The sequence below is a fragment of the Deinococcus sedimenti genome (genome assembly GCF_014648135.1).
In the GTDB taxonomy this organism is placed as follows: domain Bacteria; phylum Deinococcota; class Deinococci; order Deinococcales; family Deinococcaceae; genus Deinococcus; species Deinococcus sedimenti.
The window spans coordinates 160,354-178,107 of record NZ_BMQN01000002.1 but is presented as its reverse complement, the minus strand read 5'-3'; the positions used below and the strand labels follow the sequence as shown (position 1 = coordinate 178,107).

General features: G+C 72.7%; 14 protein-coding genes. 5 read left to right on the top strand and 9 right to left on the bottom strand.

Annotated elements, in window-relative coordinates; genetic code table 11:
• Positions 1-10: 10 nt before the first annotated feature.
• Positions 11-559, top strand: coding sequence for a ribonuclease HI (gene rnhA, locus IEY69_RS07590; protein WP_189072546.1), 549 nt, complete (start codon positions 11-13; stop codon positions 557-559).
• 72 nt (positions 560-631) lie between these two features.
• On the opposite strand, the gene IEY69_RS07585 is transcribed toward rnhA, so the two are convergent.
• Positions 632-1,042 carry a GNAT family N-acetyltransferase gene (locus tag IEY69_RS07585; protein ID WP_189072545.1) on the bottom strand — a complete coding sequence of 137 codons (411 nt, stop codon included), beginning with the start codon at positions 1,040-1,042 and terminating at the stop codon, positions 632-634.
• Positions 1,043-1,108: 66 nt separating this feature from the next.
• Here IEY69_RS07585 and IEY69_RS07580 point away from each other — a divergent pair, with 66 nt between their 5' ends.
• Positions 1,109-2,482, top strand: a complete 1,374-nt coding sequence (locus tag IEY69_RS07580; RefSeq protein ID WP_189072544.1) for an MFS transporter — start codon at positions 1,109-1,111, stop codon at positions 2,480-2,482.
• A gap of 51 nt (positions 2,483-2,533) precedes the next feature.
• On the opposite strand, the gene IEY69_RS07575 is transcribed toward IEY69_RS07580, so the two are convergent.
• From IEY69_RS07575 to IEY69_RS07555, 5 genes are all read right to left on the bottom strand, one after another.
• Complete coding sequence (locus IEY69_RS07575) at positions 2,534-3,802, bottom strand: glucose-1-phosphate adenylyltransferase family protein (protein ID WP_189072543.1); 1,269 nt, start codon at positions 3,800-3,802, stop codon at positions 2,534-2,536.
• Positions 3,803-3,900: 98 nt separating this feature from the next.
• A complete protein-coding gene (locus IEY69_RS21685; protein ID WP_229783733.1) occupies positions 3,901-4,620 on the bottom strand; it encodes a nucleotidyltransferase family protein in 720 nt (239 codons plus the stop codon).
• A 43-nt stretch (positions 4,621-4,663) separates the two neighbouring features.
• A complete protein-coding gene (locus IEY69_RS07565) occupies positions 4,664-5,188 on the bottom strand; it encodes a DUF402 domain-containing protein (protein WP_189072542.1) in 525 nt (174 codons plus the stop codon).
• A gap of 126 nt (positions 5,189-5,314) precedes the next feature.
• Positions 5,315-7,888, bottom strand: coding sequence for a U32 family peptidase (locus IEY69_RS07560; protein ID WP_444542398.1), 2,574 nt, complete (start codon positions 7,886-7,888; stop codon positions 5,315-5,317).
• Positions 7,889-7,970: 82 nt separating this feature from the next.
• Positions 7,971-8,468 (bottom strand): universal stress protein, encoded by a 498-nt coding sequence (locus tag IEY69_RS07555; protein ID WP_189072540.1) that lies wholly within the window; start codon positions 8,466-8,468, stop codon positions 7,971-7,973.
• 100 nt (positions 8,469-8,568) lie between these two features.
• Between IEY69_RS07555 and IEY69_RS07550 the strand changes: the two genes are divergently transcribed.
• The 3 genes from IEY69_RS07550 to IEY69_RS07540 all read left to right on the top strand — a co-directional run bounded on the left by IEY69_RS07550 (position 8,569) and on the right by IEY69_RS07540 (position 13,486).
• Entirely contained in the window at positions 8,569-9,363 is a 795-nt protein-coding gene (locus IEY69_RS07550) for a TIGR00282 family metallophosphoesterase (RefSeq protein ID WP_189072539.1), read from the top strand.
• Positions 9,364-9,394: 31 nt separating this feature from the next.
• Positions 9,395-11,890 (top strand): phosphoenolpyruvate carboxylase, encoded by a 2,496-nt coding sequence (locus IEY69_RS07545; protein ID WP_189072538.1) that lies wholly within the window; start codon positions 9,395-9,397, stop codon positions 11,888-11,890.
• Between the two features lie 141 nt (positions 11,891-12,031).
• A complete protein-coding gene (locus tag IEY69_RS07540) occupies positions 12,032-13,486 on the top strand; it encodes an alpha-amylase family glycosyl hydrolase (RefSeq protein WP_189072537.1) in 1,455 nt (484 codons plus the stop codon).
• Positions 13,487-13,607: 121 nt separating this feature from the next.
• On the opposite strand, the gene IEY69_RS07535 is transcribed toward IEY69_RS07540, so the two are convergent.
• The 3 genes from IEY69_RS07535 to IEY69_RS07525 are packed head-to-tail and all read right to left on the bottom strand — an operon-like array spanning position 13,608 to position 17,750.
• On the bottom strand, positions 13,608-14,000 hold the full coding sequence (locus tag IEY69_RS07535; protein ID WP_189072536.1) for a hypothetical protein: 393 nt from the start codon (positions 13,998-14,000) through the stop codon (positions 13,608-13,610).
• Positions 13,985-14,392, bottom strand: coding sequence for a hypothetical protein (locus IEY69_RS07530; RefSeq protein WP_189072535.1), 408 nt, complete (start codon positions 14,390-14,392; stop codon positions 13,985-13,987). The genes IEY69_RS07535 and IEY69_RS07530 overlap by 16 nt, the downstream gene beginning before the upstream one ends.
• Positions 14,393-14,438: 46 nt before the next feature.
• Positions 14,439-17,750, bottom strand: a complete 3,312-nt coding sequence (locus tag IEY69_RS07525) for an SMC hinge domain-related protein (RefSeq protein WP_189072534.1) — start codon at positions 17,748-17,750, stop codon at positions 14,439-14,441.
• Positions 17,751-17,754: the final 4 nt, after the last annotated feature.

Sequence of the window (17,754 nt, the reverse complement as noted above, 5' to 3'; positions counted from 1 at the left end):
AGTTCCCAGGATGTCCCGCCCGCACCGCCCCCAATCTTCCGCGCAGAAAGCGCAGGCCGCCGCGCGCGACCGCCTGCCCATCAAGGCCGGCATCCAGCCAGACGCGCCCATCACCGGGGAGAACGTCGAACTGTACAGCGACGGCGCGTGCGACACCCAGGCCGGACACGGCGGCTGGGCCACCATCCTCAACTACAAGGGCAAGGAACTCGTCCTGAGCGGCAACGAGGAAGGCACCACCAACAACCGCATGGAACTGCGCGGCCTCCTCGAAGGCCTGAAGGTCCTCAAACGACCCTGCCAGGTGCGGGTCGTGACCGACAGCCAGTACCTGCGCAAGGCGTTCACGGACGGCTGGATCCTGAAGTGGCAGCGCAACGGCTGGAAGACCGCCGGGGGCGACCCCGTGAAGAACCAGGACCTGTGGGAGGAACTCATCGCGCAGGCCCGCACGCACGCCCTGACGTTCGTGTGGGTCAAGGGGCACGCCGGGCACGGCGAGAACGAACGCGTGGACGAACTCGCCGTGCAGGAACGCAAGAAACTCCGGCAGAAGTAGGTCCTTGTGGATCACCTGCACCTCTGGCCTGAGCCGCTGCGGGGTTGACGCGGGCGCGGTCTCCCGGCCTGATCACGCCTCGCGCGTGAGGGTGCAGCGGTAGCGGCGGCGGTCCCAGGGGCTGGGGATTTCCTGGACGTGGAAGCCGCTGCGGCGGTAGAAGTCGGCGGCGTCATCGTCCGTTTCGGCGGTCAGGGTGTGCAGGTGCAGGGTGTTCATCAGGGCGTGCAGGAGGGCTCGGGCGTGGCCCTGCCCGGTGTGAGTGGGGTGCGTGCCGATGTACCGGACGGTGCCGTGTGCTCCGTGGACGGTGAGTGTGGCGGCGCAGACGACCTTCCCCCCGGCCTCCCAGGTGTGCAGCTGCCAGTCGGGGTCGGTGCGGGCGCGGTGCAGCGCGGCCTGGATGCGGGCCGGGTCGGGGGACATGGCGCGGGTCAGGAGGGCGTCCGTGTCGGGGGTGGGGGTGGCGTGCAGGCGCAGCATGTGGTCAGGGTAGGGCAGGTCATCTGGCGCATGTGCGGCGCGTGGGGGCGGGCCTACGCTGGGCGCATGACCTCCCCTGCTGCCCCTGAATCCCTGTCGCCGCCGGATGGGTGGCGGACGTTCCTGTGGCTGTGGGGGTCGCAGGCGCTGAGCGTGATCGGGTCGGCCATCGCGGGGTTCGCGTTCAACATCTACCTGACGCAGACGCGGTTTCCGCTGGCGGAGCAGAAACCGCAGCTGGCGGCGGCGCTGTCGCTGACCGCGCTGGCGTGGGCGCTCACGGCGACGCTGCTGGCGCCGCTGGCGGGCGCGTGGACAGACCGGCACGACCGGCGGCGGATCATGCTGGCGTGCGACGTGGCGGGGGTCGCGTTGACGCTGGGGACGCTGCTGCTGGTGGGTTCGGCGGCGACGCCACTGTGGGCGATGGTGGTCCTCACGGCCCTGATGGGCGCGGTGTCCACCTTCCACGGGTCGGCGTTCGACGCGAGTTACACGAGTCTGGTGCCGCGCGAGCGGCTGCCGCGCGCGAACGGGATGATGCAGACGGTCTGGAGTCTGGCGGGGCTGGTGGGTCCGGCGGCGGCGGCGCTGCTGATCGGCGTGCCCGCGCTGCTGCGCGAGAATGGGAGCGGTCCGGCGTGGCTCTCGGGCCTGCATGACGGGGTGCCGTTCGCGTACGCGGTGGACGCGGTGACGTTCCTGGTGGCGGTGCTGATCCTGTCGCGGTTGCGCGTGCCGTCCCCGGTGCGGCGGGAGGGCGCGGGGCGCGGCAGTCTGCTGGCGGACATGCGCTTCGGGTGGGTGTTCATCGGGCAGCGGCGGCCGCTGCTGGCCCTGCTGCTGACCTTTGCCGTGGCGAACCTGTGCACGAGCAACCTGGGGGTGCTGGAGCCCCTGATCGTGAAGTTCGGCCTGAATGGCGACTGGGAGGCACGCGGCGGGACGCTCCAGGGCACGCTGGCGACCCTGGCCGTCGTGCAGAGCGTCGGCGGCGTGCTGGGCGGCGTGCTGATCAGCACCTGGGGCGGCCTGAAACGGAACCGGGTGCTGGGTGTGCTGGTGCCCATGATCGTCTCGGGCTTGAGTTTCGCGGCGTTCGGTGCGGCGGGCACCGTGCTGGGCGCAGCGGCGGCCCTGCTGGTCATGGGGCTGACGTTCCCGGCAATGAACGCGCACTCGCAGAGCATCTGGCAGTCGCAGGTGCCGCCCGAGTTGCAGGGGCGGGTGTTCAGCGTCCGCCGCCTGATCGCGCAGTTCACGTCCCCGGCCAGCAGCGCGCTGGCGGGCCTCCTGGCCGCGCGGTACGCACCGGGCGGCGTGGCCGTCGCGGCGGGGCTGACGCTGGCCGTCGTAGCAGGCCTGCAACTGCTGAACCCGGCGCTGCGGCGGGTGGAAGACCCGGCGCTGTCCGGGTACGCGCCCAGCGGGACGGACTGACCGGCCCCTCCCCTGCCCCCTCCGGCCGGATGGGTGGGAGGGGGTTCTGCTTCACTCGTCGGCGGTGCGCTCGCGGGAGCCCCTGCGCCAGCGGCGGCCCGGTTCGACCTGCGTGTCACCCTTGACGGGCGCGGCGATGTGGGCGCGTGCGCCGATCACGGCCAGACCGTCCGGGCCTCCGTCCACGCAGGCGGCGATGACGGCCTCCTCGTCCACGACGGCGCGGCGGACGTGCGCTCCGGCGCGGATGGTCGCGTCGCGGAGGATCACGGTGTCCTCGACGACCGCCCCGGCCTCCACGGTCACGCCGGGGGACAGCACCGAGCGGATCACTCGGCCCTGCACGTGGCAGCCGTACGACACGAGACTGTCCTCCACCCGCGCGCCCTGCGCGATCCGGGCGGGCATGCGGGGGATGCTGCTGCTCAGGACCGGCCAGTCGGGCGCGTCCAGCCGCACCGAGCGGCCCGCGAGCAGGTCCTGGTGCGCGCGGAAGTACGCGCTGGGCAGGCCCACGTCCAGCCAGTAGCCGTCCAGGGCGTACGCGTGCGCCGTCTTCGCCTTCACGAACGCGGGGATCAGCGCGTGCCCGAAGTCCCCCAGGCCCTTCCCGGCGGGCGTGGCGGCGCGCAGGTCGTCCAGGGTGCGCAGCAGCGCGGGCGCGTCGTACACGAAGACCTCGGTGGTGATGGAGCCACCCAGCGGCTCTTCGGGTTTGTACGCGAAGCGCTTCACGCGGCCCCGTTTCGTGACCTGCACGTTCCCGAAACGGCCCGCGTCCTCCCCGGCGGGCAGGTCGGTGGTGACCATCGTAACTGCCGCGCCGACCTTCAGGTGATGGCGGATGACCTCGGTGTAGTCCAGGGTGTACACGTGATCGGCGGACAGAACGACCAGCACGTCCGGCGCGAACGAGCGGATCAGGTGCCGGTGGGCGTGCAGTGCGTCCGCGTTGCCTGCGTCCTCCAGTGCGCCGGTCAGGGTGTCCGGGCTGGGGGGCAGCACCTCCAGGCCGCCGTACGTGCGGTCCAGGTCCCAGGGGCGGCCGTTGGTCAGGTGGTCGTTCAGGGTGTGCAGCTGGTATTCCTCCAGCACCCACACGTCGGGCAGGCCGCTGTGCATGCAGTTGCTCAGCGCGAAGTCGATCAGGCGGTACGTGCCGCCGAAGGTCAGGGCGGGCTTGGCGCGCTCCTGCGTCAGGACGCCCAGCCGCTCGCCCTTCCCCCCGGCGAGGATCAGGACGAGGACTTTCCGGCCGTCCACGCGGGTGCCGCGCCCGCCGGGGCCACTGCTGAGACTGCGGTTCGAGAAGCGTGCCATCTGACCGGCAGTCTGCCCGGCCCACCCCACGGGCGGCTGAGGGGCGCCTGAACGCTCTTCAGGTTCACCCCGCCGGCGGCGGTCAGGGGATCGGGGGGTCAGGGCACCGGGACCGGGTCGCTGCCGCCCTCGTGGTACGTCAGGTCGCCGGTCACGCGGACGGTCAGGGCCTCCAGCGCCGCCTGCCGCGCCCCGGCGTCCGGCGCAGTCAGGACGGCCCGGAGGTCGTGGGCGGCCTGCGGATCACGCCCAGCCAGCGTGCTCAGCCAGCGCTGCGGTTTGACCGCCCACCAGCCGCGCGCCCCGAACAGCGCCTCCACGGCCAGTCCGGCGGCGCGGCACGCCACGAGCACGTGCAGCGGGTCGTCCGCCCCGGCCAGGGCTCGGGCGTCCATGACCTCCTCGACCAGCCGGAAGCGGGCCTGCTGCCCCAGGGGGCGCGGGTCCGGCCCGGCGGCGTGCAGGGCGCGGGCCTCGGCGATCAGGGCGTCCAGGTCCGGGTGCGGCCACACGGGGCGGCCCTCGGCGTACATGGTGATGGTGTCGCCCTGCCCGGCGGCGAACATCGCGCGGACCTTCCGCACGGGGTTGTGGAACGCCTCGACCGGCACACCCTCCACGACGTAGTTCGCGCGCCAGCGGTCGTCGCCTCTCACGAGCACGTGGAAGTCGAGGTCGCTGTGCGCGTTCCCCTCGCCCCGCGCGGCACTCCCGCACCACAGGGCCGCGTAGGCGCCCGGCGTGGCCCGCAGGCGCTCCAGGGCGGCGGGCAGGGCGGCCTCCAGTCGGGCCTGCGGGTCGGCGGCAGCGTCGATCATGCCCTCCAGGGTAGCGGCCTGGGCGGTCCGCCGGTGCGGCAGGTCAGCGGCTGAGCAGGCTCCACTCGTGCCAGTGCAGCCGCACGCCGCGCGTCGCCAGCCAGTCGTTCAGGCTGTAGCGGGCGCGGGCCAGTCCGGACAGCGTGTCGTGCGCGATCTGCACGGCCCGCAGCGCCTCGCACTCGCCGATCAGCCCGGCGGCGCGTGAGGCCAGCAGTTCGTCCGTGTCCACGATCTCGGCCATCAGGCCGTCATGCACGATCAGGTCCAGGTACAGGTCCCGGACCTCCCACACGCCGTCCTGCTGGCTGATGTTCGCCACGTCCAGGTAGTAGTCGTGCTCGCGCCGCCCGTGGAAGTCGTAGCGGCACGCCACGAGGTTCAGTTTGGGCAGCAGGTGCGCCTGCCAGTGCCGGATGCGCGGGTGGCCCGCGAACGTCCGCGCGACGTACAGTCCCTGCGGCGTGCGGTGGTACGTGTGCACCGGGCGCACCCCGGTGTTCGTGTGATGCTGCCGACCCAGCACGTCGTGCCGTTCCACCTTCACCGGGTGCGCCAGGGTCGCCATGACCCAGCGTACACAGCCCCGCGCGCCGTACGTGAGAAACGAGCCGGGCCAGGAAAACGCCCCCGGCAGGGGGCATTCCGGGGGAGACAGCGCGTCCGTTTTCCTCTGCTCGGCTCAGAGACCGGGTCAGCTCAGGATGGGCAGGGCGTCCAGCAGCCCGAAGTCGTTCGGGACGAACAGGCTGCCCTCGGTGGTGCCCTGGTCCACCTGCTCGTCCAGCGCCGCCTGGAGTTGCGCGGCGGTCAGTTCGCCCCGCAGGTACGCGCGGTGGGCGTGGATGACCTCGCGGACCTGTTCGGGCGTCTCGTGCACGAATTCCAGGCGCAGGTCGCGGATGCCCGCCGCGTGCCAGTCGCGCAGGTGCGCGGCGGCCACCTGGGGGCGGCCCTCGAAGACGGTGTTGCGGCAGCCGACGTCCGCCATGACCGGGTGCGCGCGGCCCCGCTCGTCGCGCAGGGCGACGCGGTGCGATTCGCAGGGGTGACCGCAGTTCGTGTAGTCGGTGCCGCTGCTCAGGAAGCGGCAGAACACGCAGTGTTCGGTGTGGAAGACCGGCAGGTGTCCATACGCGACGGGTTCCAGTGCGGCGCCGCCCACGAGGGAGGCCAGTTCGGTGATCTGCTGCGCGTTCAGGTCGAAGGTGGGCGTCAGGCGGGTCAGGCCCAGGTCCAGCAGCGCGCGGGTGGTCAGGACGTTCGCGGCGTTCAGGCTGAAATCCCCCGTCAGTTCTGCGGTCGTCCCGGCCTCATGCAGGCCTTCCAGCAGGCCGCCGCTGCGGACCAGGATGCCCGCATCCAGGGATTCGAGGAATTTCTGGAGGTTCTGCTCGGTGGGTTTCAGGATGCGGGGGCTGGCGACCCGCACGGGGATTCCGGCGGCCCTGACGCGTTCCACGCTGGGTTTCAGGCCGTACAGTTCCAGGTAGTCCAGCGTGACCGAGTCGGGCCGGGCCGCAAGCGCGGCGTCCAGCTGTTCGGGCGTGCGGACCAGCGCGTGCAGGCGCGTCGCGGTGGGCGCGGGGGCCTGCGGGCGGGTCAGGGCGGCCAGCGCGTCGTCCAGGCGCGGGGTGACGGTGCGCTCGGGCGCGGCGGCGCGGGCGTCGGTCAGGGCGGCGGCGGCCTCGCGGCGCAGGGCGTTCAGGGCGCTGACCGGCAGGAAGCCCGCCCCGCGCAGGTCGGTGCTGAGGGCCCCGAGGTGGTACGGCGTGCCGCCCAGTTTCCCCAGCTGCTCGCGCAGGCCCGCCTCGTCCAGCGCGCGATTCCGGGCCTCCGAGAGGGGTTCGGGCAGCGTGATGGTCACGCTACGGCCCTGCCCGTCGGTCAGGGTCAGCGCCGGCGGCTGGCCCACGTGCCCGACGAAGTGCGCGTCCACCGGGCGGGTGTGCAGCGGATCGGCGGCCTCCACCAGCGGTTTCACGCGGGCGGCCAGGGTGGGGTCCTGGGTGCGCCACACCGGGTCACCCTCGCGCACGCGGCGGCCGTCGACTGCGCCGCGCCCGAAGCGCAGCTCGTACAGGCCGCCGGCGCGCACGCCGTCCAGCGCCACGTCGTCCAGCTGACGGCCGTCCTGCCACAGGCCGTACAGGAAGCCCCCCTCCTCGCGTCCCTCGGGGGTGCGCCAGTTCGCGGGGTCGAACACCAGTCCGTCGCCGGGTTTCACGACCTCGCTCAGTTCGACCAGCACGCCACGTTCGGTCACGCCGCGCACGGTGCCGACGCGCACGCCACGGTGCCTCGGCGCGCGGCCACGCACGACGGTCTGGTGGTTGGTGCCCGCCATGAAGTGCGGCCCCAACCCACGCGAGTACACCTGTTCCAGGTCGCGTTCCTCCTGCGCGGTGACGCTCAGCGGCAGGCCCGCCCAGGCCTCGTCCACCGCCCTGCGGTACGCGGCGGTCGTCAGGGCGACGAACTCGGCGTCCTTGTAACGGCCCTCGATCTTCAGGCAGTCCACGCCGATCCGCACCAGATCGGGCACCTGATGCAGCGCGTACAGGTCGCCGGGCGAGAGCAGGTAGCGGGCGTCGCCCAGGTCACGGTGCTCGCCGTCCACGAACAGCTCGTACGGGAGGCGGCACGCCTGCGCGCACTGCCCGCGGTTCGCGCTGCGCCCACCCCAGGCCTCACTGGAAAAACACTGCCCGGAGTAACTGACGCACAGCGCGCCGTGCACGAACGTCTCCAGTTCGATGTCGGTCGCGTTCTTGATCCGCTCGATGTCGCGCAGGCTCAGTTCGCGGCCCAGCACCACGCGGCTCGCCCCGAAGCGCCGCGCGAGTTCGGCGCCCTCGGCGGACGTGATGCTCATCTGCGTGCTGCCGTGAATGGGCAGGTCCGGGCAGATCTCGTGCGCCAAGCGCGCCACGCCGTGATCCTGCACGATCAGCGCGTCCACCCCGGCCTCCGCCAGGGCCATCAGCTGCCGCTCGGCCTGCCGCAGCTCCCGGTCGAACACCAGCACGTTGAACGTCACGAAGCCCAGCACGCCACGCGCGTGCAGGCCGCCCATGATGTCCGGCAGGGCCTCCAGATCGAAGCCGACCTTCGCACGGGCGTGGAAGCCCGCCCCGTCCGCGCGGCCCTCGCCCCGCGCGGGATTCACGCCGAAGAACACGGCGTCCGCGCCGGCCTCCACTGCGGCGCGCAGTTGCGCCTCACCGCCCACCGGGCTCATCACTTCTGGTTTCCTGACCGCCGCCATAACGCGCCAGTCTACCCGCCCGCCGCGGGGCAGACGGTGACCCGCGTCCCCCCCGGAACGCGAGCCACCCCCGACATCGCCTTCAGGCGACCGGGCCGCTCGGCCGTCCCCCCGGACCACCCAGCGCCCCCGGCGCGGCCCAGCGCGTCACGGGCTGCCCCTCGCGCACCAGCAGGACCGGCGCGGTGGCGTGATGCGCGACCCCCTCGGCGACGCTGCCCAGCAGCGCCCGGCCCAGCCCGCTGCGGCCGTGCGTGCCCATGACGATCAGGTCGGGGCGCAGCTCAGCGGCGGCGTCGAGGATCGCGCGGATCGTGTGCCGCCCACGCGCCAGATCCACCCTGACGACTGCGCCCGGCAGCCGCGCGGCGAGATCCTCCCGCGTGGCCTGCACCCGCGCCGCCTCGTCCGGACCGCTCACCGGCGGGATGTACGCGAACTCCCCCACGAGCATCGTGTCGTCCAGCACGACGCTCAGGACCGTCAGCTGTGCGTGCAGCGCGTCCGCCAGCGCCCGCGCGTGCGGCAGGGCCAGGTGACCGAGTTCACTGCCGTCCGTCGTGACCAGGATGTATGTCATGTCATGTCCTCCTGATCACACGGTGCGCCCCGGCACTTACGGGCGCGTTACGGCGCGGGCACGTGACGGCCGGGTGGCCGCGACACGGTAGCCTGACCGAATGATCAGGTTGCTGTTTGTGGGGGATGTGTTCGCGGCGGCGGGGCGGCGGGTGCTGGGCGCGCACCTGCCGACCCTGCGGTCGAAGGCGGATTTCATCGTGGTGAACATGGAGAACGCGGCGGGCGGCTTCGGCCTGCACCGCGAGGGCGCGGACGGCGCGCTGAAGGCCGGGGCGCACTGCATGACGCTGGGGAATCACGCGTGGCATCACAAGGACGTGTACGTGCTGATGCAGGACGAGGGCACGTACCCGATCGTGCGCCCGCTGAACTACAGCGATCCGGGCACGCCGGGGGTGGGCTGGCGCAGCTTCGACGTGAAGACCGCGCAGGGCACGGAGCGGTTGACGGTCGTGAACCTGCTGGGCCGGGTGTTCATGGAGGCGGTGGACAACCCGTTCCGCGCGATGGACACGCTGCTGGAACGCGACGATCTGGGCAGCGTGTTCGTGGATTTCCACGCCGAGGCGACCAGCGAGAAGCAGGGCATGGCCCGGTACCTGGACGGGCGGGTGGCGGCGGTGATCGGCACGCACACGCACGTGCCCACGGCGGACACACGGATCCTGCCGGGCGGCACGGCGTTCCAGGCGGACGCGGGCTTCACCGGGCCGTTCGAGTCGATCATCGGCAGTGATCCGCACGGCCCGATCGAGCGGTTCGTGACCGAGCGTCCGCACCGGTACGGCGCGGCGGACGGTCCGTCGGAACTGAACGGCGTCTTTGTCCAGATAGAGGGGAACCGCGCCGTGGGCATTGAACGGTACCGTTACGTGGAAGGGCAGGAGAGCTGAACGGGTTCCCTGCCGGTTGAAGGGAGTGAGCATGAGCATTCGGAGTGATGTGAACCTGCTGGGCCGCACGCTGGGTCAGGTGCTGAAGGAACAGGAGGGCGAGGCGTTCTTCGAGCTGGTGGAGCGCACGCGCGCCCTGGTGCGCGAGGTGCGGGCCGGGGGCAGCGACGCGGAGCTGCGCGCGATGCTGGCGGGACTGTCCGGGCAGGATGCGGGGAACCTGGCGCGGGCTTTTACGTGGTACTTCCAGCTGGTGAACCTGGCCGAGGAGTACGAGCGGGTGCGGGTGCTGCGCGCGTCGGTGGGGGTGCGCCCGCAGAGTCTGGCGCAGGCGATGCAGGAGTTGAAGGCGCAGGGCCTGAGGGCCGAGGAGGTCGAGGCGCTGCTCTCGAGGCTGGATCTGGGCCTGACGTTCACGGCGCACCCGACGGAGATGCGTCGCCGCACGGTGCGCCGTCACCTGGAGCAGGTGGCGCGGGCCCTGCCGACCCTCAGCGAGGGGGGCGTGGACGGCCCGGAGGCCGCCGCGATCGCCGCGCACGTGGAGGCGCTCTGGCGCACGCCGGAACTGCGCCGCCTGAAACCCACCGTGCTGGACGAGGTGAAGGGTGGCCTGACGTACGTGTCGAGCATCGCGCAGGCGCTCCCGGCGTTGCAGCGGGACCTGCGCGGCGCGTTCCGCGAGGTGTTCGGGCGGGACACGGCGGCGACGCTGCCGCTGAGCTTCTCGTCTTGGATGGGCGGGGACCGGGACGGGAACCCGTTCGTGACGCCGCAGGCGACGCGGGAGACGCTGGCGCTGCACGGCGAGCGGGCGCGTGAGGTGATGCTGGGCCTGATCCGGCAGGCATTCGCGGACCTCAGCCAGGAGGACGAGGGCGCGGAGGCGTACCGTGAGGAGCTGCAGAGCCTGTTCGACGCGGTGAAGGACGGTCAGACGCTGGATCTGGTCGGTCGCCTGGAGGCGCTGGAAGCGCGCCTGATCGCGGATGGGCAGCGCCGCACGGCGGAGCAGCTGCTGTCGCCGCTGCTGACGGTCGCGCGGGTGTTCGGGCAGCACCTCGTGAGCCTGGACGTGCGCGAGCACAGCGGGCAGACGGGCGCGGCGGTCGCGGAGCTGCTGCGCGCCTCGGGCGTGGAGGCCGACTACGCGGCCCTGCCCGAGCATGCCAAGCAGGAACTCCTGATCCGCGAGCTGCGCTCGCGCCGCCCGCTGTGGCCCGCCGGGGAGGCGCTGCCGGACACCCTGGAAACGGCGGTCGGTCCGGTGCGCGAGGTGCGGGACGCGGTGCGCCGCGCCGGGCCGCGCGCGTTCGGGCGGTACGTGATCAGCATGGCCGAGTCGGTCAGTGACGTGCTCGAACCTCTGATCCTGGCGCGCGAGGTCGGGCTGCGCATCCTGCCCGTGCCGCTGTTCGAGACGCTGGACGACCTGCAGCGGGCGCCGCAGGTCGTGTGGGAGCTGCTGTCGCTGCCCGAGTACCGCGCGGTGCTGGGCGGGGACGTGCAGGAGATCATGCTGGGGTACAGCGACAGCAACAAGGACACGGGGTTCCTCGCGGCGAACTGGGCGCTGCACGAGGCGCAGCGGCAGATCAGTGACGTGTGCCGCCGCGCCGGGGTGCGCTGGCGCTTCTTCCACGGGCGCGGCACCAGCATCGGCCGGGGAGGCGGCCCGGCCAGCCGCGCGATCCTCGGGCAGCCGGCGGGGACCATCGACGCGGGGCTGCGCATCACCGAGCAGGGCGAGGCGCTGGCCGACAAGTACAGCCACCCGGTCCTGGCGCGCCGTAACCTGGAGCAGGCGCTGTACGGGCTGCTGCTGTCCGCCGCGCGCCCCGCCGGGGAGCTGAAGCCCGCGTGGACGGACGCCATGACCCGCGCCGCCGCGAGCAGCGCCCGCGCGTACCGCGCGCTGGTGGACGACCCGGCGTTCCTGCCGTTCTTCGAGCACGTGACGCCCATCCACGAGATCGCCCGGCTGAACATCGCGTCCCGCCCGGTGCGTCGCCCCGGCGCGCCCACGCTGGGCAACCTGCGCGCCATTCCGTGGGTGATGAGCTGGACGCAGAACCGCGCCAACCTCCCCGGCTGGTACGGACTTCAGGAGGGCCTGCAGGAGATCGGCGTGGAGACCGCCCGCGAGATGTACGCCACGTGGCCGTTCTTCCGGACGGTGCTGGACAACGCGCAGATGAGCCTCGCCAAGAGCGACCCGCTGATCTTCGACGAGTACCTGCGCCTGCTGCCCGAGGGGGACGCGCACCCGCTCGCCACGCACCTGAAAGACGCCTATGCCCGCACGGTGGCGCTGGTGCAGGACGTGGTGGGCGCGGACCTGATGGCGAACGAGCCGCGCCTGAAGGAAAGCATCGGCCTGCGCAACCCGTACATCGACCCGATTCACCGCATCCAGGTGGAACTCCTGCGCCGCAGCCGCGGCAAGGACGGCGGCCTCGACGAGTTCGAGCGTCCCCTGCTCCTGAGCATCCAGGGCATCGCGGCGGGCGTCCGCAACACCGGTTGACGATTGGGGTGTGGGCTATCGGTTGTGGGGGGAGGTTGCGGCCTCTCCCCTTTTCCGTGCGCGGGGACTGGGGATGACCCCCTCTCTCAACTTTCAACCGTCACCCATCCACCCCGTCGCTGGAAGCGATACCATGCGGGCATGCGACACCTCGCCCTGCTGGGCGCGCTGCTGACCTCCCTCACGGGCGGGTCGGGCGCGCAGACGGCCCTGCCCATCCCCCATTTCGAGGGGCAGGTGATCTATCAGGTCATGCCCGACCGCTTCTTCGACGGGAACCCCGCGAACAACCAGGGTGTGAACCGCGACGACCCGCGCGCGTGGCACGGCGGGGACCTGCCGGGCCTCACGCAGAAACTCGCATACATCCAGCGGCTGGGGGCGACGTCCGTGTGGCTCACGCCGGTGTACCAGCAGCAGGCGGCGAACTCGTTCGGCACCGCCGGGTACCACGGGTACTGGCCCGCCGACTTCCGGAACGTGGACCCGCACTTCGGGACGCTGGCGGACTTCGGGACGTTCGTGAAGGCCGCGCAGGGCGCCGGAATGCGCGTCGTGCTCGATCAGGTCATCAACCACTACGGCTACGAGGCCGCCGCCGTGCGCGTCCGCCGGGACTGGTTCAACACGCAGGCCACCTGCGACGCCACCCAGAACAAGGACGTGGACTGCCCCCTGTCGGGCCTGCCAGACCTGCGCCAGAGCAACCCGCAGGTGCGTGACCTGCTGCTCGGCAACGCGAACTTCTGGCGTGAACAGGGTGTGAACGCGTTCCGGTACGACGCGATCAAGCACGTCGAGCGGCCCTTCCTGAACGACCTGCTGGCCGCCGACCGGCAGGCGGGCACTTGGACGCTGGGCGAGTGGTTCGGCGCGGACACCGGCACCGTCGCCGACTGGCAGAAGGCGGGCTTCGACAGCCTGTTCCTGTTCAGCCTGCAGGACGCCATGAAGGCCAGCGTGATGGGCGAGAGCAGCCTGGACGCCGTTCGCAGCGTCCTTGCCCGCCAGGGTGAACTGCCCCGCCCGGGCGAGGTGGCGCTGTTCCTCGACAACCACGACGTGCCGCGCTTCGCGCAGGGCAGCCTGTTCGAGGACGTCGGCCAGGAGCGCACCCGCTACGGCCTGCGCGCCCTGATGACCCTGCGCGGCGTGCCCGTTATCTGGCAGGGCACCGAGATCGCCATGCGCGGCGGCACGGACCCCGACAACCGCCGCGACATGCGCTTCGAGGACCAGTGGACCCCCGCCGAGCGCGCCGTGTTCGACGCCACGAAAGCCGCCATCGCCGCGCGCAAGGCCAGCCCCGCCCTCAGCAACGGCTCGCAGACCCTGCTGCCCACCCCCGACCGCGTCAGCGGACAGCTGCTGCTGTTCACCCGCGAACTGAACGGCCAGACCGTCCTCGCCGCGTGGCACAGCGGCAACGCGCGCCGCACCTACTCCCTGAAACTGAGCAGCCTGGGCGTGAAGTGGGCCGCGCTGGCCGCCACCTCCTCCCTGTACGCCGGGCAGGACGCCAAGGTCAGCGTCAGCGGCGGGTACCTGCACCTCAGCCTCCCCGCACGGGACGCCGCCGCCTTCCGCGTGCAGTGAACGGGTTGTGGGAGTGGGAACGGCGTAGGGACGCCTTCTCCTCCCCCTTCAGGGGGGAGGCCGGGAGGGGGTGAAATGGGGGGGCGAGCCGCGCAGGCCCGCCCCCTCTCCTCCATTCACGTTACGCCCGCAGGGGCCGGGGCACCGGGAGGGTGTACGTCGCGAACGGCTTCCACTGCCCGCCCGGGTGGTGCCGCGCGATGGGCTGGTCGCGGTCGTCCACGTACACCATGCGGTAGCGCACGCGGCCCAGTTCCAGCCCCCCGCGCTGCCGCCACAGCACCTGCACGTCCACGTTCGTCGCGGCCGGGTCGGTGTCCCGCGCGGACAGGATGCTGAACCCGCTCAGGGTGCCGGGGTACGCGCGGCGCACCTGCCGCACGCTGCGCCGCCGCGTCGGGAACACCCGCGCGGGGAGCGCCAGGGCCATCGCGTGGTACTGCCCACCCTGCCAGTGCGTCAGGAACGCACTCAGCGCCTCCTGCGGCGTGGAATTGGTCAGCGTGATGTCCATACCCCAGCATGCCACGCGCAGACCCCGGCGGACCATCCCACGAATGGCGCAGACCGCCGGGGGCGCCGTCGGCCAATCAGCGGATCAACGCGAACTGCCCGAGGAACAGCACCCCGGCGCCGATCAGGGCGGTGAGGATCTGCGCCCAGGGCAGTCCGGGCGCGCATGTTGCTCTCGCTCTGCGACTGGCCGTTCTGCGAGGAGATGATCGCCCCGGCCAGGAACGTCAGGATCAGGCCGCCCCAGCCCAGGGCGGTGGCGGCGCCCGCGCGGGTCAGGCCGCCCGCCAGCAGCGCGCCGATCAGGACGCACAGCGCGCCCGTGCCCAGCCCGGCGCCCAGGCCGAACAGGAGCATCTGGCCGAGTTGGGCGGCGCGCGTCTGCGTGGTCATGCGTGGACTCTACGCGCGAAGGGGACGCGACTCCAGCCGATCTGACCTAACCAGCGCGGGTGTCGTCGTGCTGTCGGATGCTGAGGACGCGGCTGGCGCCGGTCTGGTCGGTGGTGACGCCCCACAGGGCGTGCGCGACTTCCATGGTGGCTTTCTGGTGCGTGACGAGCAGGAACTGCGCGCCGCGTTCGCTGAAGCGCTTCAGGAAGGCGGTGAAGCGGCGGATGTTCGCCTCGTCCAGCGGGGCGTCCACCTCGTCCAGGACGGCCAGGGGGAGGCCCCCGGCGCTGCCTTCTCCGCCTGCGTGGTTCAGGGCGAACAGGAAGCCCAGGCCGGCCATGGTGCGTTCCCCGGCGGACAGGAGGGTCATGGAGCGGGTGCGTTTCCCGCGGGGTTGCACGGCGAGGCGCAGGCCGCGCAGGATGCCCGCGTCGTCTGTTTCGGGTTCCAGGTCGCCCTGCCCGCCGAGGAGTTCGGTGCTGTATTCGCGGAAGGCGGTGTTCACGCGGTCAAAGGCGGCGCGGGTGGCGTGTTCCTCGGCCGTCTGGAGTTCCTGCAGGTGGGCGCGGAGTTCCTGCGCGGCGGCGTCCGCGTCGTGCAGTTCGGCCCGCTGGGCCTCCAGCAGTTCGGTCTCGGCGGCGTGGTCGGCCTCGGCGCGGGCGTTGACGGGCCCCAGGGCGTCCAGCGCGGCGCGGGTGCGGGTCAGTTCGGCCGTCCACTCGCGGGGCGCGCCGGGCGGGAGGCAGCCGTCGGGGATGGGTTCGAGGCTGCCCTCGCGCCGGGCGATCAGGAGGCGCAGGTCGTCCAGGCGGGCGCGGGCCTTGTTCTGCGTGCCGATGAGGTTCGCGTAGTCCTGACTGGCCTTCTCGCGGGCGTATTCGGCACGGGCGTACTCGTTCTCGTCGAGGGTGCCCAGCGCGGCCTCGCGGCGACTCACCTCGGCGCGGGCGGCGTCCAGCGCGGCGTCCTGGGCGGTCAGGGAGGTGGCGTTGGTGTCCAAGCGGGCGCGCAGATCCCCGGCGCGGGCGCGGCCGGTACGGTAGGCGCGCCACGCGGCGTCCGCCTGCTGCGCCAGGGCCAGTCCTTCGGCGGCGTGGCGTTCCTGCGCGCGGTGCGTCTCGGCATCGCTGCGGGCGGCGTGGAGGCTGGCGGTCAGGGCGTCCACGTCCGGCAGGGTCTCGCCGGGGGCCAGGGGTTCGGGTTCCGTCTCGTCGGGTCCCAGGCGGGCCGCGAGGCGGTCGTGGTTCGCCTGGAGGCTGCGGGTCTGCGCGCCCAGTTCGGTCACGCGGCGCTCTGCGCCCGCCTCCTCCTGCGCGGCGCGTTCGCGGGCGGCGAGAAGCGTGTCGTGCCGTTCGGCGCTGCCAGCCAGGGTGGCCTCGACCTTCTTCAGTTCAGCCGTCAGGCGGGTGCTCTGACGGTCGGCGTCCTCGAGTTCCGCGTCGAGTTCCTGGAAGCGGCGCTGGTCGCCGAGGACGCCGCTGCCGGTGTCGCGGGCGCGGCCCCCGGTGATCGCGCCGCCCGGTTCGACGAGTTCGCCGTCCAGCGTGACGAGGCGGGGTCGGCTGGCGTGCGCGCGGGCGATGCGGTTCGCGGCGCGCAGGTCGCGGACGACCAGGGTGTCGGCCAGGATGCTCTCGGCGACCAGGGGCGGGTCGCTGGGGCACAGGTCGGCGAGGTTGCCGATCACGCCGTCCTCGCGCAGCAGCACGCCGTCGCGGCGGGGCCGGGCGCGGATGAGGTCCAGCGGCAGGAACGTGGCGCGCCCGCCCACACGCTTCAGTTCGTCGATGATCTCGCGGGCGTCGTCCGCGCGGTTCACGACGACCTGTTCCAGTCGGCGGCCCAGCGCGGCGCCCAGCGCGACCTCGTATTCGGCGGGGACGGTCAGCAGGTCCGCGACCGAACCGACGATGCCGGGGTGGTCGAGGCGCAGGGCGTTGCGGGCGCCTTCGCCGTAGCGGGCGTAGGAGTTCAGGGTCTGTTCCAGCCGGTCGCGTTCGCGCCGCAGCGGGGCGACGCTGGCGTTCACGCGGGCCAGTTCGCCGCGCAGGTGCCGTTCGTGCTGCGTGGCGGCCTCGCGGTCGTCGCGGACGCCCAGGTAGGCGCGCTCGGCGGCCTCACGGGCGGCGCGGGCGTGCGTCAGGCGGTCCTGCGCGGCGTCCAGCGCTTCGCAGGCCTGCGTCAGGTTGCCCTGGGCGCGTTCGAACTCGGCGCGGATCGTCTCGCGGCTGGCGTCGTGGCGGGCGGCGGCCTCGGCGGCGCGGGCGGCCAGGGCGCGGGCGCGGGTCAGGTCGGCGTCCAGGCTGCGGGCGCGGCGTTCGGCGGCGTCCGCCTGCGCGCGGGCCTGGGTCAGCGCGGCGTCCAGCGCAGTCAGGTCCGGGGCCGGCTGCTCAGGGGGCGTGCGGGGCAGCGCGTCCAGCTCGGCGGTCAGGGTCCGTCGTTCGGCGTCCAGATGGGCGCGGTAGCGTTCGGCCTGCGCGGCGGCATCACGGGCGGCGCGCAGCGTGTCGAGCGCCCCGGCGTACGCGTCGCGGCGGGCGCGGGCTTCCTGCGCGGCGTCCCTTGCGGCGTCCACGGCGGTCGCGGCGGCCTGCACCTCGGCGGCCAGGGCGGCGCTGCGGGCCTCCAGTTCACTGGCCTCGCTGCGGGCGGCGAAGACCTCGCGGGCCAGGGTCAGCTGCCGGTCGCGGCGCAGGGCGTCCTCCAGCGTCAGCACCCGGCCGCTCAGGTCACGGTGCGTGCGGGCGTCCTGAGCCGCGCGCGCCAGGCGTTCCAGGGCGGCCTCGCGTTCGTTCAGCACCAGCCGCAGCGAGTCCAGGTGCGTGTCCGCCTCGCGCAGGCGCGCCTCGGTCTCCTGGCGGGCGGTGACGGCGCGGGACAGCCCGGCGGCCTCCTGCACGTAGCCCAGCAGGGTCTTCCCCTCGGCCTGCACGACGCCGCTCACCTCGCCCTGCCCGATCACGGCCAGCCCGCCAGGGCCCAGGCCGGTGCCGCGCAGCGCGCCCTGCACGTCCCGCACGCGCACGCCGCGTCCGTTCAGGTCCTGCTCGCCGGTCCCGTCGCGGTACACGCGCCGCGCGAGGTTCACGCGGTCCCCGGTGGGCGTCACGAGTTCCAGCTGCACCTCCGCGAGCCCCAGCGGGGCCTTGCCGCCGCTGCCGTGGAAGATCAGTTCGGTGCCGCGCCCGGCGCGCAGGTCCCGCGCGCGGGCCTGGTGGGTGGCCCAGCGGATGGCCTCCACGACGTTGCTCTTGCCGCTGCCGTTCGGGCCGATGACGGCGCTGACGCCCGGTCCGAACTCCAGGCGGGTGCGGTCGGCGAAACTCTTGAAGCCCTGCAGGGTGACACTCTGAAGCATAGGG

Excerpts from the sequence above, each read along its gene's own strand:
- IEY69_RS07540 (WP_189072537.1), top strand. The coding sequence starts at position 12,032 with ATGCGACACCTCGCCCTGCTGGGCGCGCTGCTGACCTCCCTCACGGGC.
- IEY69_RS07530 (WP_189072535.1), bottom strand. The coding sequence starts at position 14,392 with ATGACCACGCAGACGCGCGCCGCCCAACTCGGCCAGATGCTCCTGTTC.
- rnhA (WP_189072546.1), top strand. The coding sequence starts at position 11 with ATGTCCCGCCCGCACCGCCCCCAATCTTCCGCGCAGAAAGCGCAGGCC.
- IEY69_RS07545 (WP_189072538.1), top strand. The coding sequence starts at position 9,395 with ATGAGCATTCGGAGTGATGTGAACCTGCTGGGCCGCACGCTGGGTCAG.
- IEY69_RS21685 (WP_229783733.1), bottom strand. The coding sequence starts at position 4,620 with ATGATCGACGCTGCCGCCGACCCGCAGGCCCGACTGGAGGCCGCCCTG.
- IEY69_RS07565 (WP_189072542.1), bottom strand. The coding sequence starts at position 5,188 with ATGGCGACCCTGGCGCACCCGGTGAAGGTGGAACGGCACGACGTGCTG.
- IEY69_RS07525 (WP_189072534.1), bottom strand. The coding sequence starts at position 17,750 with ATGCTTCAGAGTGTCACCCTGCAGGGCTTCAAGAGTTTCGCCGACCGC.
- IEY69_RS07555 (WP_189072540.1), bottom strand. The coding sequence starts at position 8,468 with ATGACATACATCCTGGTCACGACGGACGGCAGTGAACTCGGTCACCTG.
- IEY69_RS07575 (WP_189072543.1), bottom strand. The coding sequence starts at position 3,802 with ATGGCACGCTTCTCGAACCGCAGTCTCAGCAGTGGCCCCGGCGGGCGC.
- IEY69_RS07535 (WP_189072536.1), bottom strand. The coding sequence starts at position 14,000 with ATGGACATCACGCTGACCAATTCCACGCCGCAGGAGGCGCTGAGTGCG.
- IEY69_RS07560 (WP_444542398.1), bottom strand. The coding sequence starts at position 7,888 with ATGGCGGCGGTCAGGAAACCAGAAGTGATGAGCCCGGTGGGCGGTGAG.
- IEY69_RS07585 (WP_189072545.1), bottom strand. The coding sequence starts at position 1,042 with ATGCTGCGCCTGCACGCCACCCCCACCCCCGACACGGACGCCCTCCTG.
- IEY69_RS07550 (WP_189072539.1), top strand. The coding sequence starts at position 8,569 with ATGATCAGGTTGCTGTTTGTGGGGGATGTGTTCGCGGCGGCGGGGCGG.
- IEY69_RS07580 (WP_189072544.1), top strand. The coding sequence starts at position 1,109 with ATGACCTCCCCTGCTGCCCCTGAATCCCTGTCGCCGCCGGATGGGTGG.